Origin of the sequence: Pseudomonas sp. PP3, assembly GCF_905336995.1 — a bacterium.
Lineage (GTDB): Bacteria > Pseudomonadota > Gammaproteobacteria > Pseudomonadales > Pseudomonadaceae > Aquipseudomonas > Aquipseudomonas reinekei.
Genome location: NZ_HG995459.1, coordinates 5,346,672 through 5,368,278 on the forward strand (window position 1 = coordinate 5,346,672; position 21,607 = coordinate 5,368,278).

Below are 21,607 nucleotides of genomic sequence, written 5' to 3' on the forward strand. Positions count from 1 at the left end.
AGGATCCCTGAACAATGAAAACCGCTACCCTGGCATTCCTCTGCCTCACCGCCCTCACCGCCCTCGCCACCCAGGCCCACGCCTCCAGTCCGGATGCCTGGGCCGCCTACGACAAAACCGTACTCGCCAGCTGCACCAAGGCCAGTGGCCTGAAAGATGCCAAACCCGTCGGCAACGCCGCGCAATTCGATGATCGTGTGGGCTACACCGCGCTGCTGCTGCAAGGCCAGTACCCGCAAAAACACATGAAAGGCGCACAAGGCACCGAGCTGTGCCTGTACAACAAGAAAAGCAAAACCGCCTACGTCACCGAGTGGGACTCCATCCGCCCGGCCGCCAAGGCGCAGTGAGTGGCGCATAACTTGCTTCGATAGCGGTTTGTACGGCGGCATTCTGTCGCCGATTCATACCCTCGGATGCGACTGACCGCTCAATGAATACGACGTTTTCCTGCGTAGGCTGCGGCAAATGCTGCAATGACCACCATGTGCCCCTGACCCTGCCCGAAGCCCGCATGTGGGCGGCCGACGGGGGTCAGGTGATTGTGCTGGCGGAGGCCTTTCTCAGCAGTGGCCTGGGCTTGCCGGCGCAACAGCGTGAACACGCCGAACGCCGTTCGGTGCTGGTTCGCAGCGCCGACGCCGAGGCTTACGTCGCCATCACCTTTGCCGCCTACAACGTCGGCCCCTGCCGGAATCTTGACGAAGACAACCTCTGCCGCATCTATGAGCGTCGGCCGTTGGTGTGCCGCATTTATCCGATGGAGATCAATCCACACATTCCACTGAACACCGCCGTGAAGGAATGCCCACCCGAGTCGTGGCAAAAAGGCCCGGACCTGATCGTCGGCGGCGAACTCGTCGACCGGGAACTGTCGGAGTTGATCCTGCGGTCCCGTCAGGCGGATCGCGATGATATCCAGATGAAAGACGCTATTTGTGCGCTGCTGGGGTTTCGCACCGCCGCGCTCAAGGGCGATGGATTCACCGCTTTCCTGCCGGACATGAACGAGTTCGCCACGATCATCGACGAACTGACCGGGCAGACGTTGCCAGAGTGGAGCAGCGAGTGGCAGTTCCATGTCTCGGGAGAGGATATTGCCGGGCAGGTCGTTGCAGCCGGAGCGCAGGTGGCGACGGATGCGCCAGCGAACTATGCGTTTATTTCATTGCGGGCGGCTTGATCCGAAAGATTCTGCGCCAGTGATGGCCTCATCGCGAGCAAGCTCGCTCCCACTGGGTGACGCGTTCTTTCATGAGAATGCGATCACATGTGGAAGCGAGCTTGCTCGCGATGGCGGCAGATTGAGCGACGCAAGTTCTGGAGCTTAGCGCTTACCCATCGACCGCCGAGTGCCCGGAGGCGCCATGCCTGGGGTTTTGGTGTGGCCGTTTTTGGCGCCGTTTTTGTACCACGGCTGGTTGGAGCCCTTGGCGGACGCCAGTTCACCCGGTTTGAACGGGAACTTGAACGCCGGGATTTCGGCTTTGGTTTCGCTCTCGACGCTGGTGTCGAGGCTGTCGCTCGGGACGTCGTCGACCGGCGGTTGTTTCGGGGAAGTCATGAAAGCTCCGGGGTGCTGCGCAAAGTGTCGGGCCCGGTCAGCGAGCCGCGAAAGGCGCCAGTATAGCGGAAGGGCAGCTAGAAGCTTCAAGCTGCAAACCACAAGTTAAAAACCACGGTGGCGCCTTTTGGACTTGCGGCTGAACGGCTGAAACTTGTAGCTTGCTAAGCATTCCCGCCCGACGAGCCCGCCTCCATGAAAAAAACCGTCCTCGCCTTCAGCCGCGTCACGCCTGAGATGGTCGAACGCCTGCAACAAGACTTCGATGTCATCGTGCCGAACCCGAAAAACGGCGACATCAATGCCCAATTCAATGAAGCCCTGCCCCACGCCCACGGCCTGATCGGCGTCGGCCGCAAGCTCGGGCGTGCGCAACTGGAGAACGCCGCGAAACTGGAAGTGGTGTCCAGCGTCTCGGTGGGCTACGACAACTATGATGTGGCGTACCTGAGCGAACGCGGGATCATGCTGACCAACACCCCGGACGTGCTCACCGAAAGCACCGCCGACCTGGCTTTCGCCCTGCTGATGAGCAGTGCCCGCCGCGTCGCCGAACTGGACGCCTGGACCAAGGCTGGCCAATGGCAGGCCACGGTCGGCGCGCAGTTGTTCGGTTGCGATGTGCACGGCAAGACCCTGGGCATCGTCGGCATGGGCAACATCGGCGCAGCCATCGCCCGCCGCGGTCGTCTGGGTTTCAACATGCCGATCCTCTACAGCGGCAACAGCCGCAAGACCGCGCTGGAACAGGAACTCGGCGCGCAGTTCCGCAGCCTGGATCATCTGCTGGCCGAAGCCGACTTCGTGTGCCTGGTGGTGCCGCTGAGCGAAAAAACCAAACACTTGATCAGCCATCGCGAACTGGCGCTGATGAAGCCAAGCGCCATTCTGGTGAACATTTCCCGTGGACCGGTGGTGGACGAGCCAGCGCTGATCGAAGCGCTGCAAACCAGCCGCATTCGTGGCGCCGGGCTGGATGTCTACGAAAAAGAACCGCTGGCCGAGTCGCCGCTGTTCCAGCTGAAAAACGCAGTGACCTTGCCGCACATCGGCTCCGCCACCCACGAGACTCGCGAAGCGATGGCCAACCGCGCCCTGGCCAACCTGCGCAGTGCCCTGCTCGGTGAACGGCCGCAGGACCTGGTGAACCCGCAAGTCTGGAAGGGCTAAAGCAAAACGGGCAGGCGCCAGACACGCCTGCCCGTTAATCCTCCGATGGCTTCACGCCAACTTGCCAGTGCCCTGCATCATGGGCGCCTTGGGTTTACGGAACACCAGCACGTTCCCCAGCATCACCATCACCAGCCCGGCGAGTGCCGGCGCGGTCCACTGATAGCCCTCGGCAAACGCCGAGACATTCAGCGCCACCACCGGGAACAGCACGGTGCAATAAGCCGCGCGTTCCGGCCCCATGCGACCGACCAGCGTCAGGTACGCGGTAAAACCGATCACCGAGCCTGGTATCACCAGATACAGCAACGAACCGATGTAGCGCGCATTCCACTCCATGTCGAACGGAATGCCTTTGACCAGGCACCACACCGACAACATCGCCGCCCCGTAAGCCATGCCCCAGGCATTGGTGGTCAATGGCTTGAGGCCGGCTTTCTGTTGCAGGCTCGAGAGCATGTTGCCCGCCGAGAAACACAAGGTGCCGAGCAGCGCCAGGCCCAACCCGAGCAAGGTCTGCGGACTGGCGGTGTGGCCCGCGAGTTCCGGCCAGAACAACAGGCCCAGCCCGAACAAGCCCAACGCACCGCCCATCAGCACATTGCGGGCGATTTTCTGGCCGAAGAACACCCGCGCATTGAGGGCGTTCCACAGGGTCGCGGTGGAAAACACCACGGCCACCAGGCCGCTGGGAATCCACTGACTCGCCGTCAGGAAGCACATGAAGTTGATGCAAAACAGGCACAACCCTTGCGCCAGGCAGATCAGATGTCCACGGCGGTTCATCACTTGCAGCTTGCGGCTGAGCAACAACATGACGAACAGGATCAGCGCGGCGAGGCCGAAGCGATAGACGATCGACACGGGAATCGCCACCACGCCCAGTTGCCATTTCAGGGCAATCCAAGTGGTCCCCCAGATCAGCACGGTCAACAGGTATAACGACAGGTTCATGGCACAGGCTCCTCGCTAGGTGCCCAGTGTCCTGCGCGATGCCTTGGCGCACTTGCATAAACTTGCGCTTTTGTCAGAGGCCAGGCTGGCAGGCGAACGTCTACAGAGTAGGATGCAAGGCGTCAGAGAGAACCGATCATGGCCGCACTGGATACCCTACAAGTCTTTCAAGCCCTCAACCGCTCGCCGAATGCTCGCCTTGAGCACAGCGCCGAGCTCGGTGACGGCTTGTCCGCCGCCTTGTGGAGCAATCACCACGACGCCCAGGATTACGAAGCGCCGAGTCATCACACGCTGTCGTGCTACATCGCCGGCGGTACCGGTACTTTCCGCCGCGACCAGCCCGGCAACAAGGGCGGCCCGGACAAGTTGTGCATCCTGCCCGCCGACCATCAGTCAGGCTGGGTGATCAACGGCGACATTCGCCTGGCCCACCTGTATTTCAGCCCCGAGCAATTTGCCCTTGGCTGCGTCACCCTGCTTGACCGTGAACCACGGGAGTTGCAGCTGCGCGAACAGACGTTTCTCGATGACCCGCAGCAGGCGGTGCGCTTCCGCCAGTTGATCACCCTCAACTGGGACGAACCGGGCGAACGCCTGCTCACCAGCAGCCTGGCCCACGAGATTCTCAGCCATGCCTTGCTCAGCCAGGTCAGCGCGCGTTCGGGGTTGCGCCTCAAGGGTGGTTTGGCGGCCCATCAACGGCGGCTGTTGGTGGAGTACATCGACAGTCATCTGGACCAGGCCATCAGCCTGGGACAACTGGCAGCGTTGTGCGCGTTGTCGGAATACCACTTTGCGCGGATGTTCCGTGAAAGCTTCGGTCTGCCACCGCATCAATATGTATTAGCGCGACGCCTGCACCGGGCGCGGGAATTGTTGCGTTCGACTTCGCAGCCGTTGGGTGAGATTGCCTTGGCGTGCGGGTTTGCCAGTGCCAGTCACTTTACCAATCGGTTTCGGCAGGCGTTGGGTGCGACGCCAGGCGAATACCGGCAGGCGTTTTTGCGCTGACTGTGCCGCCGTCATCGCGAGCAGGCTCGCTCCCACAGGAACCGCGTCCTTTCATGAGAAGGAGATCAACGGTGGGAGCTGGCTTGCCAGCGATGAACGATGACACGGTTGCCGATCAGAACTCCAACGTGCTCGACAACGTCACCTGCCGCGAATCTCCCATCGACACAAAGAACCGGCTCGCCGACGAGGTGTAGTACGTGCGGTCAAACAGGTTCTTCACGTTAAGCTGAAACTTGACCTTCTGCCCATCAAGGCGGGTGTCGTAGGTGGCGAACGCATCGGCGACGGTGTAGCTCGGCAGCTCGAAATCATTCACGGCGTTACCTGCCCGCTCCCCGACGTAACGCGCGCCCGCGCCGACCCGCAGCTGATCGCCGCCAATGATCCGCCCGAAATCGTAGACCGCTGACAGCGAGCCACTGTTCTTGGCCACGTTTTGCAGTTTCTTGCCTTTGTAGTCCGGGTCTTCGGTCACTTCGGCGTCGGTGTAGGCGTAGCTGCCGATCATGCTCCAGCGGTCACTCAGCTGACCGCTCAAATCCACTTCCAGACCACGGGAACGTACCTCACCCGCGGCGCTGTAGAGCGTCACCGGGCCTTCGGCGTTGGCCACCAGCACGTTGCGTTTCTTGATGTCGAACAGTGCGATGTTGCCGGTGACGCGCCCCGGCATGTCGAGCCGGGCGCCGACTTCCCAGGATTTCGCTTCTTCCGGCGCGATGCTGCCATCGAGCACGGTGCTGCTGCCGCTCAGCGGGGCGATGGTCGAGTTGGGTTTGAACGACTCGGTATAGCTGCCGTAGAACGACAGCTCATCGGTGTAGCGATAAACGAGGCCGGCGCGCGGCACCCATTTCTGCCCGTTGCTGTCAGTATTGGCCTTGAACGGCACACCTTTGCCAGCGTACTGGTCGTACTCCTGGAAACGCCCGCCAGCCACCAGAATCCATTGATCGGTGAGGTGAATCGAGTCCTGTAAAAACACCGAATCGCTGCGCAGGATATCGGTCTGGGCGCTGTCGGCCGGGCTGACCGTGGTGCCTTCGACTTCACGACCGTACACCGGGTTGAGGTAACTGAAGGTGGTCAGGCTTTTCTGCCGGATCAGGTCGGCACGGTAGATTTTACGGTACTCGTCATCGATGCCGAACACCAGGTCATGGCGCATGCCCGCGACATCAACGTTGCCTTCAAGGCTTGCTGTGGTGAAGCGGTCGGTACTGAGCGCATTCTGCGTGCCGTCCATGCTGCGGGTCAGCGTGCCTTTGTTGGTGTCGATAGCGGTGACGCGCACCTGGCTGGCATCGTAGGTTTCGCGGTTCCAGCTGTAGCCGAAGTGGGCTTTCCAGTTGTCGTTGAGCTCGTGATCGGCCTCGAAGTGATAGAGGTCCGAGCGCCCTTCCATGTCGTTGAACGGTTCATCGAGACGGCGATCCCGAGGGATGTCCAACGGATGGTTATCACGCGGGTCGATCACCGTGCCACGGTCGAACGGGGTGAGGAACTCGCGGTGTTCGTAGGCGAACAACAGCTTAGTGCTTTCACCGAACCAGGCCAGCGATGGCGCGACCAAAGTCTCTCGATGCACGCCGTAGTTGCGCCAGTAATCTTCGTCTTCGTGGTCCAGCACCATGCGATACGCCAGCCCGGTATCACCCAGCGCTCCGGTGCTGTCGAACGTGCCGCCGCTGCCATTCTTGCCTTCGCCATAAGTCGAGCCACGCACGGTCAATGCGTTGTATTGCTCAAGCTCCGGCTTCTTGCTGACCATATTGACCACGCCACCGGGGTCCTGAATGCCGTATAGCAGCGAGGCCGGGCCCTTGAGCACTTCGACCCGGTCCACGGTGGCGTTCATGCCACGGCCCTGCACGATCGGCATGCCGTCGCGCATGATCGAACCGTTGCGGTTGTCGCCGAAGCCGCGGGTCATCACCGAATCCTGGGTACTGCCCAGCGTGTTGCCTTGGGTGATGCCGCTGACATTGGCCAGCGCATCATCCAGATTGCGCGGTGCCTGATCGCGAATGACCTGGGCTGCGACCACGTTGACGGTCTGCGGAATTTCCTGAAGCGGCGCCGAAGTTCGCATCACCGAACTGACAGGGGGCGGCTGGTAGCTGGTGGACGGGTCCATCACCGAAGTGATGGTGGTGGCGCCCAGATTCAGCGCGCCTTCGGTAGGCAGCGGTTCCAGGGCCATGGTGTGGCCATCGGTGCGCCGGAAGGTGAAGCCCGATCCGCTGAGCAATTGCTGCAGGGCCTGTTCGGCGCTCATTTGACCACTGACTGCCGGGGCATTGAGGGTGTAAGGCGCTTCATCGGTATAGACGACGCTGATGCCCGTCACCCGACTGAAATCGCTCAGGGCCTGGGGCAGCGGTTTGGCGGCCAGCGAAAAGCTGAACTGCGTCTGTTGCTGCGCACCGGCCTGCGCGGCCACCGCCACGCTCAGCGGCAGCAACGCCAACGCCGAGAAACCCAGCGCCGTAACACCCAACCATTGTTTGACCGAACCCGATTTTGCCCTGGACTTCATGACTCATGACCTGTGTAGAACCGCAACGGATGCGAATGACTCGCAGTTTCAGTCACTACACGGATGGCGTTCGGTTTTACCTCAGCAGAAAGTTGAAAATATTTTTTGACGTTAAGTCAGCGCAAAATAATCAGACGCCCCAACACCTGATGCTGCTCAAACCCTAAAACGCCCTGCAAAGAATTCAGCACCGCTTGCGGGTCCTTGCTCGGAAAGCTGCCACTGACCCGGCGCTTGGCCAGTTCATCGTCAAGCAGCACGATCCGCCCCGGGTGATAGCGGCGTAAATCCTCCACCACATCGGCCAGCGTCGCCTTGTAGTAATTGAGCCAACCCTGACGCCAGGCCAGCTGCGCTTCGCTGTCCACCGTGTGGAGTTTTTCCGCCGAGCCATTGCCGTAGGCCACTTGCTGGCCCGCCGTGAGAATTTGCTGCTCGGCGTTCTTGTCCGCCGTCACACCTACCCGCCCGGACAACACGGTGACCTGCGCGCCATGGGGTTGCAGGCGTACTTCAAACTGCGTGCCCAACACCCGCGCCTGGCCCTTTTCGGCATCGACCACAAACGGTGCGCCAGTGTGGGTTACACGGAAGAAACCGGCACCGCGCCGCACCTGCACATGGCGTTCACCGCCACTGAAATCCACGGCGATGGCGCTGTCGGCATCCAGGGTGACTTGCGATTGATCGGCCAGGGTGACGGTACGGATTTCTCCCGGTGCCGAGACATAATCGGCCCCCAGATCATCGACCCAGCGCGACGGCTGCCACCCACTGCCGAGGCTGATCATCAGCAACAGGCAAGCCGCCATCGCCAGCGCACCGGACCAACGCCGAACACCGCTGCGCCGCGAACGGTTCATGGCATTGAGATAACCCTGCAGGGCAAAGGCGTCTTCGTCGGCCAAGGTGCGCGCCGGCACTTCACTCAGTTCCCACAGCACTTGCGCACGGGCATAGGCTTCGCCGTGCGCGGGGTCAGCCTTCAGCCACTGGCTGAAAGTGGCCTGGTCGTCACTGCTCGGCTGGTCGTGCAACACGCTCAGCCAGGCCAGCGCTTGCTGTTCCTGGGCAGGCGTCGGCAGGATGCGTTCGATGGTCTTCACAGTGCTTTCCCTGGCGTGCGCGGTTCGGGCTCCCTCAGGCTTGCCTTGCAAGCCTCGAGCGCGCGCATCATATGTTTTTCCACCGCACTTTGGGACAAGCCCATGGCCTTGGCGATCTCGGCGTATTTGCGGCCATGAATGCGATTGAGCAAAAAGATCTGTCGCGTACGCTCGGGCAACGCACGCAACGCCGCTTCGACATGGCGCAAATCATTGCCCGCCTCCAGCGCGGCTTGCGGTTCGCCACCCACACTGTCCGACGGCTGCGCCATCAAGCCTTCGCTGGCACGCACCCGTGTGCCTTCACTGCGTAAATGGTCGATGGCAATGTTGCCGGCGCATCGAAGCAGATAGGTGCTCAGCTCCTCGACCTGCACCAGCGGCCGGCGCCAGAAACGCAGGAACAAGTCCTGCACCAAATCAGCCGCAGTGGCCCGGCAACCGACGCGACGGCTGACCAACGCCTCCATTTGCGAACGTTGCGACAGGAACACCTGAAGAAAATGTGCGCGGTCGCCGGGCCGTCCATCGCGCTCGATTTCACCGGATTCGGGAGGATGGCTGATCATCAATTCACGACTGCACGAACATGACAATCGGGCTGGCCAGCAGGCCCGCTCCAGCCAGCGCCAGGGCCAGGCGCGGGCGATAAGGCATCAGCAACACCAGCAGCAAGGCACTGAGCATCAACACCGCAAACCAATCCACCAACCCCAGCGCCCAGCCGGTCGTCGACACCGCCGCCCACAGCGATACGGCCAGCAATAACCCTCCCGCAAGCTTCAATCGACGACACATGACCAGCGTTGGCCTGCGCCCCAGCAACTCGGCGTGGTGACGCTCCATGGACAAACAAAGCGCGGTAAAACCGCCGTAACACAGCAAGCAGGCCAGCAACATTCAGTTCGCCTCTTGCTCAAGGGTGATCGACTGGGCACGTCGGCGCACGCGTTCGGTCTTCCCGGCGCGCTGCATTTTCCAGGCGGCCCAGGCGAGAAACAAGCCGCTGACCAGGCAAGCCAAATCGAAACCGGCCATGGCCCAATCACCTTCTTTCAAGGAGGCGCCCAAGTGATACGGAGTGGTCAGTGCATTGAGCATTGGCACGGCGCTGAACATCAGGGCGGCCAGCGCCAACTGCTCGACCCACGCCACGCGACCCCGGCGGACCATGGCATGCAGCAGGCTCAGCCCCCAGACGATGAAGAAACTGTTGACCTCCCAACCGGCCCGTTCGGCCATGCCGATCGGCAACAGACGGTTGGCCCAGAAGAACGCCGCCACCGCCACGACCAAGCCCGACATGCTGGCGATATTCAGCACTTCCACCAGCCGCAGTTCGATGGGCATCACGCCGCTCTTGGCATGTTTGAGTTGGCGTTTGCCGAGCCAGATCACCAAACCGGTGCCGATCATCGCCGTGCTTGCCAGCCCGCAGACAAAGTACAGCCAGCGCAACATCGGGCCGGCGAAATGGCCCATGTGCAAACCGTAGAAAGTGCCGGCGATGGCCATTGGCAGCGGTTGCGCCGGGGTCGCGGCGAGCAGTTGTCCGGTCACGCCGTTGAACGTCACCGCACTGCCGAAGTCGTGAACCACGCGGTCTGCACCGCTGCGAGCCAACACCACCGTGGTGTTCGCATCACCCGGATTATTCACCGTCAAACGCCCGACCTGCCCACCCGCCCATTGCTCCCGGGCCTTTTCCAGCATCGGCGCCAACGGCGGCAACGCTGCAGGTTGACCCGTCGCATTCAAGGTATTGGTTGCCGGAAAGACGTCACTGAAAAAAGCTCTGGTATCGCCGTTGTAGGCGGCCAGGATGCTCGCCGGCATCACCATGCTCATGAAAATCACCAGGCTGCTGTAGGTGATCATCAGGTGAAACGGCAATACCAGCACACCTACCGCGTTATGTCCGTCGAGCCAGGAGCGCTGCCCCTTGCGCGGGCGGAAGGTGAAAAAGTCCTTGAAGATTTTCTTGTGGGTGATGATCCCGCTGATCAACCCGACGAACATCACCATGGCCGCGATGGTCGACAGCCAACGCCCCCACGGATAGGGCATTTGCAGCTGGAAGTGGAAGCGATAGAAAAACTCGCCGCCCTGGGTGTCCCGGGCCTGCACTTCACGGCCGGTTTGCGGATCGAGCAGTTTTGCCGTGAGTTGGCCGCGTTCACCGGGTTTGGCCGGCGTCTGCTGCCAACGCACCGACAGTGCGGGCTCGCGGGCGTTGGGCAATTCGATGATCCAGCGAGAAGCGCCGGGAGCCTGTTGCTGTAGATACGCCTGCGCCAGGGACAGACTCGATTCGGAGGACACCGGGTGCGCGGGAATTTCCGGCTGCATCCAGTGGCTGGTCTCGTCCTTGAAATAGGCCAGCGTGCCCGTGAGGAAAATCGCAAACAGCAACCAGCCGAAAATCAAACCGGCCCAGGTGTGCAACCAGGCCATGGCCTGACGAAAACCCTCTTTCATGACCGCCCCATCCAGTAAGCCAGTCCTGCCAACGCCGCCAGCAGTAGACTCGACAGGATCAATCCGAACCAGGCCCGCCCCGCGGTTCGACAGGCAAAGCACCAGATCACCGCCAGCAGATAGACCAGGAACGAACTGGTCATCCCGGTCACTACCGCCTCGGCGCGTGCCATGGGCACCCACAGCGTCAGGCAGACACTGGCCAGTGCCGTGACCCCATAACCGCCGAACACAGCGGCAAGCACTCGCGAAGTGACCGCCAGTCGATAGGAAACGGGGAGTGTCTTGCTGTTGGCTTTCATGTTGCGACCTTGGAAACAGGTGAGGCGGCGTGAATGTCACGGAGCCAGCAAGGCGCAATACTAATGATAAAGATTCTTATACGCAAAAGAAGTAAAGCAATGGCCACTTGATCGGTGTGTCCTGGCCCACAAACAAAACGGGCCTGCAATGCAGGCCCGTATCAGTGACAAGGTAAAATGTGAATCAGGCTTCAGCCGTTTTGCGCAGCCTGTTCGTTTTCAAGAAACTCTTCTTCCAGTAGCACGTCGGCGTGAGCCCTGCGCTCGAACGGCACCACGGCAGCGCGTGGTTTGCCTCGCAATTTGCCGAACAGATGTTCCAGCGCGTGTTCGAGTTTTTCAGCAGCTCCATCGATCGCCAGTTCCAGGCTGGCGGCTTTATGGGTGACAGAAATCGGTTGATGGCCTTTTGGCCGCGCCTCCAGTTGGCAGCGCAAATCGTGGGGACCAGGCTTGTCGCCGTTCTCGTCCCGCAGGTGAACCTCGACGCGTGTCAGGTCCTCTTCGTAGCGTTCGAGCGTGCTCTCAATGGTAGTACGTACCCACTCCTCCAGTCGTTTACTGCCTTGAATATGGTTATCGCTGTTGACTTGGATTTGCATAGTTCATCCCTTATTTCAGCTAGCTCGCGAGAGGCCGGTCAGCTAAGCCCTTGGGCGTCATCACCGTGACCTCTTACTTACACAATCGGTCTGTACGATGAACAATTCAACCCCTAAAAAAAGATAAATTTCTAATCGCAAAAAAAGCCGGACAACCGGCAAAAGCGCTGTTATGGTCGGGAGTCGAGTCGCCCTGCCCTCACGTAATAATTGCTCACATTTACCGCTCCCCCAGCGGATGCAAGCCGCGAAAAATCCCCGCCTCTTCCACCAGCCAGTCATGCACCGCACGCACGCCCGGATGGCTCAGCGCCCCCGGCGCATAAAGCACCATGTAGCGTTTGTGATTGGGCACCGTCAGACCAAACGGCACGATTAACGCCCCGCGTTCCAACTCGTCGTTGAGCAGCGTGCGCCGGGCAATGGCGACCCCCATCCCGGCGATGGCGGCTTCGATGGTCAGGTGGTTGCGATTGAACGTGTGGCCACGCCGCACATCCGCGCCTTCGAAGCCGATGGCGTTGAGATAGAACTCCCATTCCGCGTACTCGTAGCTGCCACGCCAGGCGGTGATGTCGTGCAGTAACGCAAAGTGCATCAGGTCCGCCGGGCCATGCAGTGGCGGGCGACCACGCAACAGGCTCGGCGCGCACACCGGAAAAATCTGCTCATCGAGCAAGGCTGTGGATAACAAGCCGGGATAACTGCCGTCGTTCAGGTCGATGGCCAGGTCGAAATCACCCTCGTGCAGCGGCACGCTGCTGTCCTCCGCCACCAGGCGCAACTGGATGTCCGGGAACCGTTGTTGCAAACGCGGCAAACGCGGGGTCAGCCACTTGCTGAGGAACGACGGAATCGAACGCACCCGCAAGGTGCCGCTGATCATGCCCGCATCCAGGCGGCGCAATTCCGCATCAATGCTGCCGTAGGCCTCGTTGACCGTGATGGCCAGTCGCTGCCCTTCGGCACTCAATTCCACACCCCGTGCACGCCGATGAAACAGGCGAAAACCCAGGCGCTCTTCCAGTTGGCGGATCTGCTGGCTGACCGCCCCCGGCGTGATGTGCAGTTCTTCTGCGCAGCGGGTGAACGACAAGTGCCGGGCGGCACAGGAAAACACCTGCAGCCACACGTAAGTCTGGGCGTGCAATTGACGGCTCATCGTTTAGTCCTGCTAAAGGCTGTCTTAGGAAGTTTCGTTGGTCACGTAAGACCGTGGCAGGCAGTATCGCTGAAAGTGCGCTTGTCCTACAAAAATGGCAGCGATTCATCTTCCATTTCAGGAATAGGCTTTAGCATGGCTATCAGTGTTTTTGATCTCTTCAAAGTCGGCATCGGTCCGTCCAGCTCCCATACCGTTGGTCCGATGCGCGCGGCGGCGACCTTTGCCCAAGCGCTGATCGATCAGGCTTTACTGAGGGATGTGCGACGGGTGGAGATCCGCCTCTACGGCTCCCTGTCAGCCACCGGCGTGGGTCACGCCACCGACCGCGCCTGCGTCATGGGCCTGATGGGTGAATGGCCGAACAGCATCGACCCCACCACCATCGACAGCCGCATCCACACCCTGCGCGAAACCGGCGAACTGTGCCTGGCAGGCCAGGCGACCATCGCTTTCGACTGGGCACGCGACCTGCTGCTGCTCGACGAAAGCTTGCCCTACCACCCCAATGCCATGTCCCTGACAGCCTTCGGCGAAACCGGCGAACTGTTCGAGCAGACGTATTACTCGGTAGGCGGTGGTTTCATCATCGAAGCGGCTGAAGCCGAATCCGGCGTTGCACCGGCCAGCGACGTGGTGTTGCCGTACGATTTTTCCAGCGCTGTGGAATTGCTCCAGCTCTGCAACCAACACGGTCTGCGGATTTCCGAATTGATGATGGCCAATGAACGGGCCTGGCGCAGTGACACCGAGATCCGTCAGGGCCTGCTGCACATCTGGTCGGTGATGCGCGAATGCGTCGAGCAGAGCCTGAGCCACGAAGGCATCCTTCCGGGCGGTCTGAATGTGCCTCGTCGTGCGGCGAAACTTCACCGTAGCCTGTTGGAAATCGGCAAGCCGAATGTCATCACCTCGACCCTCTCGGCCATGGAATGGGTGAATCTGTTTGCCCTCGCCGTGAACGAAGAAAACGCCGCCGGCGGACGCATGGTCACTGCACCGACCAACGGCGCGGCGGGTATCATTCCGGCGGTCTTGCACTACTACATGAAATTCAACCCGGACGCGTCGGACGACGACGTTGTCGCCTTTTTTCTGGGGGCGGCGGCGGTCGGCATTCTGTGCAAGAAAAACGCCTCGATCTCCGGTGCCGAAGTCGGGTGCCAGGGGGAAGTCGGCTCGGCCTGCGCCATGGCGGCTGCCGGGCTGGCGGAGGTGTTGGGCGCCACGCCGGAACAACTGGAAAACGCCGCGGAAATCGGCCTCGAACACAACCTCGGCCTGACTTGCGACCCGGTGGGCGGACTGGTGCAAGTGCCGTGCATCGAGCGCAATGCGATTGCCGCCGTGAAGGCGATCAATGCCACGCAAATGGCCCTGCGCGGTGATGGCAAGCACTTCATCTCCCTGGACCGGGTGATCCGCACCATGCGCGACACCGGCGCCGACATGCACGACAAATACAAGGAGACATCACGCGGCGGCCTGGCGGTGAACTGGGTGGAGTGCTGACCGGTTTGGAGGCACGCCCAGGCGAATTGCCCTCGATCGGGCAAAATCTGTAGGAGCCGGCTTGTTGGCGATGGCGGTTTATTAATCGCCATCGCCAGCAAGCCGGCTCCTACCGGGGGTAATTTCATGCGACTGATTGTCCGACAATCTTTACGGCATGCCCCTTGCTACACCCCTGTTGGAACAATGATGGCGATATGGCCGTGAGATGCCGGTGGTCCGGCATTGCGAACCAACCCGATCATGGCCGGTCAACAACTGCACGTTCAATCAGGCGGTGACGCATCATGGACAACCCTTTTCAGCTCATTACCGATGCCTTTGCAGCGGATTATCAGATCAACCTGAGCATTCAGGGTCTGGACGGCAGCATCATGCTGACCCTCTCCAACAGCGGTCGGGTCGTTGCCAAACGCATGATCAGCGCCGAGCAACGCAATGACCCCGAACGCCTAAAACGACTGGTACAAAGCATTCAGTTCGGCATCGCCATCGAACAAGGCCACAGCGCCGTGGCCATCCTTGAATCCATGACCGATGGCGGCACGCGCAGCCTGCCGCCACCACAAGCCAAAGGGCGCCCGCGTCCCGCCATGGGGCTTTAAAGCTCGCCCTTCTCCACTTCCGGATGTTCACTGGAGCCCGCGCCGGTTTTACGGTGCGGGTTTTCTATCTTCACCGATGGAAACTGCGACGACGCGTACCGCACCACCAGAATCGCAAATGCCAGCAGCAGAATCCCGCCGCACAGGTAAATGATCCCCAGGTCCGGCGGATTGTGGTGCGACACGTTGGAGATCAGTAGCCGCGTCAGCGCAGTGATCGCCACGTAGATCAGGAAGCGCACTGGCATATGGTTGGTCTTGAAATAAATCCCGACCATCGCCCCCAGTTCCAGGTAGATGAACAGCAGCAAGATGTCGTCGATCTTGATGTGGCCCTTTTCGAGCATCCCGAGAAACTCCATCACCGCCGCCCACGCAGTCACGGCACCGATGGCGAACAGGGCCAGGTAGTGAAAGGTCTCGACGAACAGGTTACCCAGGGACTCAGCCAGTTCATGCACGTTCTGCCGCAGCTTTTCGGCCCAGTTGATTTTCACGATGATGCTTCCTTAGGTCGACTCGACCGGATAATGCGGGTTGGACGTGACGTTTATCTGCATGCAGAAAAAAGGCCACTCCATGATGGCGAGCGGCCCTCGATAACGCGCCGTGGCGTTTGGTCGCACCTCGTGCGGGCTGACCTGACAAACCCTGAATCCGGACTACATTGAAAAGCCACTACCCAAAGCAAAGGGATTCGCTTATCCTTTTCGCTGTATATAGATACAGTAGTCGAAACCGACAACCAATGTGAAGGCATGTGAGGTGGTGAATGGCCGTCGAAGTGGTATACCGCAGCAGCCGAGATCTGGAGCGCTTGTTCATGGATAAAGCCGAAGCTGACCGTCATGACAAAATGCTCGAACTGGCCGAGTTGCTGGCTGAAGTGTTGCAAAGAGCCGTTCCGTCCCTGAGCGAGCAGCAAGTGGAAGAAGCCGGGATCTACATGGCGAAGAATCGCGATGTGTTCGCCAAGGCGTTCAAGAGCCAGCCGGACGCCCTGTCCGAATTGCTCAGCGCACCTGTCGAAGCGCCCGAACCGGCTGAAGTAGCGGCACCTGCCGAAGAGGTGAGCGCTGAGCCGATCGCCCCGGCCAAGCCAGCCAAGGCCGCGAAAGCAGCCAAGTAGGCAATGTCAGAATTGAATAGGCCCTGAGTCCGATGGAGTCAGGGCCTTTTTCATTGGCAGGACCTTGTTATCGATACAACACTTTCTCCGCCAACTCATCGGCTACCCGCGCCGGCGAGCGCTTCTCCGCCTGGGCATGAGCAAACACTTCGGTCAGTCGCGAACTGATTTTCGACAAGTGCGCGGTAATGGTCCCCAACTCTTCACCACGATGTTTGAGCGAAACATAGATCAACCCACCGGCATTTATCACGTAATCCGGTGCGTAAAGGATGCCTCGCCGTTCCAGTTGATCAGCCACGTCCAAATGCGTCAGCTGGTTGTTCGCCGACCCGGCCACCGCCGAGCAGCGTAACTGCGTCACACTATGGCTGTTGAGCACCCCGCCCAGGCCGCACGGCGCGAGGATGTCGCAAGGTGTGCTGAGCAACGCATCGTTGGCAATGGGATGCGCGCCAAGCTGCTCCATGGCCAGTTGCACCTTGCCGTGATCGATGTCGCTGACCAACAGCTCGGCACCGGCGGCATGCAGCTGTTCCGCGAGGGCAAAGCCGACATTGCCCAGGCCCTGGATGGCCACGCGCAAGCCTTCGAGATTATCGCTGCCCAGACGGGCCATGGCGGTGGCGCGAATGCCGGCGAACACGCCCATTGCCGCATGCGGCGCCGGGTCACCCGCCGAGGTGGTGCTGGTGACGTGCTGGGTCTGTTGAGCGATGCAATCCATGTCCGCCACCGAGGTGCCGCTGTCGATAGCCGTGATGTAGCGACCGTCGAGCTGATCGATACAACGCCCGAACGCTTCGAACAGCGCTGCGCGGTTGGCGACATGGGCAGGTCGGATAATCACCGCCACCCCACCGCCCTGGGCCAGGCCGGCCAGTGCAGCCTTGTAACTCATGCCTTGAGCAAGGCGTATGGCATCCTCGACCGCGGATTCGTCGCTGGGATAGGCAAGGTAACGACAACCACCCAGGGCAGGCCCCAGTCGGCTGTTATGAATGGCAATGACCGCCTTCAACCCGGTAACCGGGTCGACGCTCAGATGCAGCGATTCAAGGCGAGTGCTTTGCATGAGAGCGAACATCGTAAGGCTCCCGAATCACTTCTTGTAGTCGCCAGTATAGGCTTGCGCTCAAAAATTGCAGAAGCACACCGGAATAAGCGACGCGGCCATACAGCCTTTCGGAAATAACCTGTTGCAGCCCGTGTAAGGCACTGGACGAATACAGGAGACGGGGCTAAAACGAGGCATTGCCGGGAGATTTCAATGACGCCGCGCCAATCGTTTTTCGCTTGCCTGCAACGTTCACCGCCTGCGCTGTTCGAGGCGGCGCTGTGGATTTGCGCCGAGCATGACAATGAGGTGGACCCCGAGGCGGTGCTGGCAAATGTGCGAGAGCTGCAACAGCGGGTCAGTGGCGGCTTGCCGATGCTGCCGGTGAGCGAACTGGCGCAGCCGTTGTTGCGGCGCATGAATGATCTGGGCTTTGCGCAGGACGATGCCACCCCCTTGCGCCCGCAAGCGGCGTTAGTCAACAAAGTGCTGGAACGTCGACGCGGGCAACCATTGGCCTTGGGGCTGATTGCGCTGGAGCTGGCCAGAGGCCTGGAAATTCCCTTGATCGGGGTCAATTTCCCCGGGCATTTTCTTCTGCGTGTGCCCGGCGCCGATCACTTGCTCGATCCCTGTGGCGGTCGCCGCCTCTACCCCAACGATTGCCGGGAACTGCTGCACCGCCAGTACGGCCCGAACATGAAGCTCAATGCCGAACATCTGGTGAATGCCGAACCCGTGCAGATGCTGCAACGCCTGTCGCGCAACCTGCGCCAGTTGCACCTTTCCCACGACGATTTTATCGGCGCCCTGATCGACGCCGAGCGCGTGCTGGAATTGGGTAACGCCAATGCCGCCGATTACCTGGCCCGGGCCAGTCTTTACCAACGGCTGGACTGCCCCAATGCCGAGCGTTTTGACCTCGAACATGCCTTGCTGCTCAGCGATGACCCGATCCAGCGGATTCGCCTCACCGAGCGCCTGGGGCATTTGCCGCCCAATTCAATTGTCCACTAAAAGCAAAAGATCGCAGCCTTCGGCAGCGCCCTGGACTTGTGCAGGGGCTGCCGAAGGTTGCGATCATTTGATCTTGCTTCTAATTCAAGGGGTGTCCGGCTGATTCGCCGGATGCGCCTTGATGAACGCCGGGTGCGCAGCCGCCAGTGCCGCCACTCGCCGAATCTTCGGATAGTCTTCAAGGGAAATGCTGAAGCGCTCAGCCGCATACAACTGAGGGATCAGGTACACGTCCGCCAAACCGGGCTGCGGGCCAAAGCAGTAACCCTCATCACCGATCAACTGCTCCACCGTTGCCAATCCCTGGCTGATCCAGTGCCCGATCCACTCCACCACCTGCGGTTCATCATGACCCGATTGCCGCAGCCGGTTGAGCACGCTGACGTTATGCAACGGATGAACGTCGCAGCCAATCACGGCGGCCGCGCCGCGCTCTTGAGCCCGCGAGGCGAGGTCTTTGGACAGCAGCGGCACCTGTGGATACCGTTCTTCCAGATACTCGATGATCGCCGGCGACTGGATCAGCAACGCGCCTTCATCGGTGCGCAAGGCCGGCACGCGACCTTGCGGGTTGATGGCCAGATACGGCGGCTGACGGTGCTCGCCACCGGGCGGCGCGATCAGGTTGATCGGCAGCGCCTGATAGTCCAGCCCCTTGAGGGCCAACGCGATGCGCACCCGGTAGGACGAGGTCGAACGGTAGTAGGTATAGAGTTCCATGACCCGTTCCCCTTAGCGCGCCGGCAGCACTTTGCCGCGACATTCGCCAAAGCCGATGGAGGCAAAACCTTCGCGACTGCAACGGCCACGCAGGATGATCTCGTCGCCGTCTTCAAGGAACTTGCGCACCTCGCCAGACGCCAGCTCGATCGGCTTTTTGCCGCCCTCGGTGATTTCCAGCAGGCTGCCGAACTGACCGTTCTCCGGCCCCGACAGCGTGCCCGAACCGAACAGGTCACCGGCTTGCAACTGGCAGCCGTTGACGCTGTGATGCGCGACCATTTGCGCCACGGTCCAGTACATGTGTTTCGAATTGCTCAGGGTCAGGCGATGGGCCGGCAGGTTCTGCTCGCGCATGGCTTCAGTGAGTAGCAACACTTCCAGTTCGATGTCGAAGCCACCCGCCGCCTGATCGCGTTTATCGAACAGGTACGGCAGTGGCTGCGGATCACCTTCCGGACGCGCAGGCTGGGCACGACGGAACGGCTCCAGCGCTTCAGCGGTCACGACCCACGGCGAAATGCTGGTGATAAAACTCTTCGACAGGAATGGCCCCAACGGCTGGTATTCCCAAGCCTGGATGTCCCGCGCCGACCAGTCATTGAGCAGGCAGAAACCGGCGATGTGGTCAGCAGCGTCACCAATGGCGATCGAGTCGCCCATCTCGTTGCCCCGGCCGATCCAGATGCCCAGCTCCAGTTCGTAGTCCAGACGGGCGCACGGGCCGAAGGTTGGCTCGGTCTGACCGGCCGGCAGAGTCTGGCCTTTCGGGCGACGCACGTCGGTGCCGGAGGGACGAATCGTCGAGGCGCGGCCGTGATAACCGATCGGCACGTACTTGTAGTTCGGCAACAACGGATTGTCGGGACGGAACAGTTTGCCGACGTTCTGCGCGTGCTCGATGCCGACGTAAAAGTCGGTGTAGTCGTTGATTTTCGCCGGCAAGTGCATCTCGCAATCCGCCGCCAGCGGCAGCAGTTTTGCGCCCTGGGCTTCGATCTTGCCGTGCAGGGTGCTGCCTTCGCTCAACAGTTCCAGCAAGCGTTCGCGCAAGGCCACACGAGCGGCACTACCCAATTCGAAGAACGCATTCAACTGACCGCCACGGGTGGCTTCGACGGCCGCTTTCGCGGCGCCGTCGAACAGGCCGGCATCGAGCGCGGCTTGCAGATCGAAAATGTGCTCGCCGATGGCCACGCCACTGCGTGGCGCCGAGCCCTTCACGCTGAACACGCCCAACGGCAGGTTCTGCAGGGGGAAGTCAGCATGGCCGTTGGCGGAATTAACCCAGCTGCGAGTGATGGAAGTCTGCGTCATGGGTTATCTCCGGGTTGGGTCGAAAGTGGCTGGCAGCGTGGCCCAGCAGGCGTCGTAAGCGTTTTGCAGTTGCGGGCAATCAAGGGCGAAGCGGCTCGGGCGCAGCACCTGGCTGGTCTCGAACATGAACGCCATGGTGTTATCGATTTTCGCCGGTTTGAGCTCAGCGTTGATCGCTTTGGTGCAGGTTTCGCCATCCGGGCCGTGGGCGCTCATGCAGCTGTGCAACGAGGCGCCACCGGGCAGGAAGCCTTCGGCCTTGGCGTCGTACTCGCCCTGGATCAGGCCCATGAATTCATTCATCAGGTTGCGGTGGAACCACGGTGGACGGAAGGTGTTCTCGGCAACCATCCAGCGCGGCGGGAAGATCACGAAATCGAGGTTGGCCAGGCCGTGGACGCTGGTCGGCGAAGTCAGCACGGTGAAGATCGACGGGTCCGGGTGATCGAAGCTGACGGTGCCGATGGTGTTGAAACGGCGCAGGTCGTACTTGTACGGCACATTGTTGCCATGCCAGGCGACGACGTTGAGTGGCGAATGATTAAGCTCACAGCCCCACAACTGGCCGAGGAATTTCTGCACGAGGGTGGTCGGTTGCGCGAGGTGTTCGTAAGCCGCGACCGGTGTCAGGAAGTCCCGTGGATTGGCCAGGCCATTGCTGCCGATCGGCCCCAGGTCCGGCAGACGCAGGGGCGCACCATGGTTCTCGGCGATGTAGCCGCGGGCCTGTGGGTCCAGCAGCTCGACACGGAATTTCAAGCCCCGTGGCAGCACGGCGATTTCCAGCGGCGCCACTTCCAGCACGCCGAGTTCGGTGGCGATGCGCAGGTGTCCCTGTTGCGGCACCAACAGCATTTCGCCGTCGGCATTGAAAAACACCCGCTCCATGGAACGATTGGCGAGGTAGTAGTAGAGGCTGATGCCGGCCGGTTTTTCAGCCGCGCAATTGGCCGCCATGCTCACCAGGCCATCGATGAAATCTGTCGGTTCAGCGGGAATCTCCAGCGGGTTCCAGCGCAGGCGATTGGGGGTCACTTCACCCAATGGGCCGCCGGCCAGTTGCCGATCGAGTTTGACGAAGGCCGGGTGATTGGCTGATGGCTGAATGCGATACATCCAGGTCCGCCGCGCTTCGCTGCGAGCCATGGTGAAAGCGGTGCCGGAGAACAGTTCGGTATAGAGGCCGTAAGGGGCTTTTTGCGGGGAGTTCTGACCGACCGGTAATGCACCGGGTAGCGCTTCGCTGCTGAATTCGTTGCCGAAGCCTGACTGATAAGCCAACGCCGGGGCGGTTGAATCGGGGTTCATGGAGCCTCCTGAACAGGGAGTCGACGGTGGCCGATCGCTCTGTTGCAG

General features: G+C 60.9%; 22 protein-coding genes and 1 pseudogene. 8 read left to right on the forward strand and 15 right to left on the reverse strand.

Going from position 1 to position 21,607, the window contains the following annotated elements; translation table 11 throughout:
• The first annotated feature begins 14 nt into the window (after positions 1–14).
• On the forward strand, positions 15–350 hold the full coding sequence (locus KHO07_RS24310) for a hypothetical protein (protein WP_212625757.1): 336 nt from the start codon (positions 15–17) through the stop codon (positions 348–350).
• A gap of 83 nt (positions 351–433) precedes the next feature.
• Positions 434–1,183, forward strand: a complete 750-nt coding sequence (locus KHO07_RS24315; RefSeq protein ID WP_212625758.1) for a YkgJ family cysteine cluster protein — start codon at positions 434–436, stop codon at positions 1,181–1,183.
• Between the two features lie 144 nt (positions 1,184–1,327).
• Here the strand turns inward: KHO07_RS24315 and KHO07_RS24320 are convergent, their stop codons facing one another.
• On the reverse strand, positions 1,328–1,564 hold the full coding sequence (locus KHO07_RS24320; protein WP_150731885.1) for a hypothetical protein: 237 nt from the start codon (positions 1,562–1,564) through the stop codon (positions 1,328–1,330).
• A gap of 195 nt (positions 1,565–1,759) precedes the next feature.
• Here KHO07_RS24320 and KHO07_RS24325 point away from each other — a divergent pair, with 195 nt between their 5' ends.
• Positions 1,760–2,734 carry a D-glycerate dehydrogenase gene (locus tag KHO07_RS24325; protein WP_212625759.1) on the forward strand — a complete coding sequence of 325 codons (975 nt, stop codon included), beginning with the start codon at positions 1,760–1,762 and terminating at the stop codon, positions 2,732–2,734.
• 51 nt (positions 2,735–2,785) lie between these two features.
• Here the strand turns inward: KHO07_RS24325 and KHO07_RS24330 are convergent, their stop codons facing one another.
• A complete protein-coding gene (locus KHO07_RS24330) occupies positions 2,786–3,688 on the reverse strand; it encodes a DMT family transporter (protein WP_212625760.1) in 903 nt (300 codons plus the stop codon).
• Between the two features lie 138 nt (positions 3,689–3,826).
• Between KHO07_RS24330 and KHO07_RS24335 the strand changes: the two genes are divergently transcribed.
• Positions 3,827–4,702 (forward strand): AraC family transcriptional regulator, encoded by an 876-nt coding sequence (locus KHO07_RS24335; RefSeq protein WP_150731882.1) that lies wholly within the window; start codon positions 3,827–3,829, stop codon positions 4,700–4,702.
• Positions 4,703–4,817: 115 nt separating this feature from the next.
• On the opposite strand, the gene KHO07_RS24340 is transcribed toward KHO07_RS24335, so the two are convergent.
• The 8 genes from KHO07_RS24340 to KHO07_RS24375 form a co-directional block, all read right to left on the reverse strand.
• A complete protein-coding gene (locus KHO07_RS24340; protein WP_212625761.1) occupies positions 4,818–7,244 on the reverse strand; it encodes a TonB-dependent receptor in 2,427 nt (808 codons plus the stop codon).
• 116 nt (positions 7,245–7,360) lie between these two features.
• Positions 7,361–8,350, reverse strand: a complete 990-nt coding sequence (locus KHO07_RS24345; protein WP_212625762.1) for a FecR family protein — start codon at positions 8,348–8,350, stop codon at positions 7,361–7,363.
• Positions 8,347–8,919, reverse strand: coding sequence for an RNA polymerase sigma factor (locus tag KHO07_RS24350; RefSeq protein WP_191635173.1), 573 nt, complete (start codon positions 8,917–8,919; stop codon positions 8,347–8,349). The genes KHO07_RS24345 and KHO07_RS24350 overlap by 4 nt, the downstream gene beginning before the upstream one ends.
• Before the next feature lie 4 nt (positions 8,920–8,923).
• On the reverse strand, positions 8,924–9,250 hold the full coding sequence (locus KHO07_RS24355; RefSeq protein ID WP_150731878.1) for a DUF3325 domain-containing protein: 327 nt from the start codon (positions 9,248–9,250) through the stop codon (positions 8,924–8,926).
• Positions 9,251–10,828 (reverse strand): PepSY-associated TM helix domain-containing protein, encoded by a 1,578-nt coding sequence (locus KHO07_RS24360; RefSeq protein WP_212625763.1) that lies wholly within the window; start codon positions 10,826–10,828, stop codon positions 9,251–9,253.
• Positions 10,825–11,130 carry a DUF3649 domain-containing protein gene (locus KHO07_RS24365; protein ID WP_212625764.1) on the reverse strand — a complete coding sequence of 102 codons (306 nt, stop codon included), beginning with the start codon at positions 11,128–11,130 and terminating at the stop codon, positions 10,825–10,827. Before KHO07_RS24365 ends, KHO07_RS24360 begins: the two co-directional genes overlap by 4 nt.
• Positions 11,131–11,321: 191 nt before the next feature.
• The gene (locus tag KHO07_RS24370; RefSeq protein WP_056855085.1) at positions 11,322–11,732 is read right to left on the reverse strand and encodes an HPF/RaiA family ribosome-associated protein; all 411 of its coding nucleotides are present in this window, start codon (positions 11,730–11,732) and stop codon (positions 11,322–11,324) included.
• 220 nt (positions 11,733–11,952) lie between these two features.
• Positions 11,953–12,894, reverse strand: a complete 942-nt coding sequence (locus KHO07_RS24375; protein WP_212625765.1) for a LysR substrate-binding domain-containing protein — start codon at positions 12,892–12,894, stop codon at positions 11,953–11,955.
• Between the two features lie 135 nt (positions 12,895–13,029).
• Between KHO07_RS24375 and KHO07_RS24380 the strand changes: the two genes are divergently transcribed.
• Both KHO07_RS24380 and KHO07_RS24385 read left to right on the forward strand, forming a co-directional pair.
• A complete protein-coding gene (locus KHO07_RS24380; protein ID WP_212625766.1) occupies positions 13,030–14,406 on the forward strand; it encodes an L-serine ammonia-lyase in 1,377 nt (458 codons plus the stop codon).
• 287 nt (positions 14,407–14,693) lie between these two features.
• Positions 14,694–15,011, forward strand: a complete 318-nt coding sequence (locus KHO07_RS24385; RefSeq protein WP_150731874.1) for a DUF3509 domain-containing protein — start codon at positions 14,694–14,696, stop codon at positions 15,009–15,011.
• Here the strand turns inward: KHO07_RS24385 and KHO07_RS24390 are convergent.
• Positions 15,008–15,508 (reverse strand): phosphate-starvation-inducible PsiE family protein, encoded by a 501-nt coding sequence (locus KHO07_RS24390; RefSeq protein WP_075947567.1) that lies wholly within the window; start codon positions 15,506–15,508, stop codon positions 15,008–15,010. The two genes, KHO07_RS24385 and KHO07_RS24390, sit on opposite strands and share 4 nt — an antisense overlap.
• A 275-nt stretch (positions 15,509–15,783) precedes the next feature.
• On the opposite strand from KHO07_RS24390, the pseudogene KHO07_RS24395 reads away from it, so the two are divergent.
• Positions 15,784–16,023, forward strand: a pseudogene (locus KHO07_RS24395) (YebG family protein); the annotation flags it as partial.
• 184 nt (positions 16,024–16,207) lie between these two features.
• Here the strand turns inward: KHO07_RS24395 and KHO07_RS24400 are convergent.
• Entirely contained in the window at positions 16,208–17,227 is a 1,020-nt protein-coding gene (locus KHO07_RS24400) for a Glu/Leu/Phe/Val dehydrogenase dimerization domain-containing protein (RefSeq protein ID WP_150731871.1), read from the reverse strand.
• Positions 17,228–17,410: 183 nt separating this feature from the next.
• Here KHO07_RS24400 and KHO07_RS24405 point away from each other — a divergent pair, with 183 nt between their 5' ends.
• A complete protein-coding gene (locus tag KHO07_RS24405; RefSeq protein WP_212625768.1) occupies positions 17,411–18,214 on the forward strand; it encodes a transglutaminase family protein in 804 nt (267 codons plus the stop codon).
• A gap of 84 nt (positions 18,215–18,298) precedes the next feature.
• On the opposite strand, the gene maiA is transcribed toward KHO07_RS24405, so the two are convergent.
• Genes maiA through hmgA form a run of 3 tightly spaced genes read right to left on the reverse strand, consistent with a single transcriptional unit; the run spans position 18,299 to position 21,559 of the window.
• Positions 18,299–18,934: a maleylacetoacetate isomerase gene (maiA, locus tag KHO07_RS24410; RefSeq protein WP_212625769.1), complete on the reverse strand. Its 636-nt coding sequence runs from the start codon at positions 18,932–18,934 to the stop codon at positions 18,299–18,301.
• Between the two features lie 12 nt (positions 18,935–18,946).
• Positions 18,947–20,251, reverse strand: coding sequence for a fumarylacetoacetase (gene fahA / locus KHO07_RS24415; protein WP_212625770.1), 1,305 nt, complete (start codon positions 20,249–20,251; stop codon positions 18,947–18,949).
• Positions 20,252–20,254: 3 nt separating this feature from the next.
• Positions 20,255–21,559, reverse strand: a complete 1,305-nt coding sequence (hmgA, locus tag KHO07_RS24420) for a homogentisate 1,2-dioxygenase (RefSeq protein ID WP_212625771.1) — start codon at positions 21,557–21,559, stop codon at positions 20,255–20,257.
• Positions 21,560–21,607: the final 48 nt, after the last annotated feature.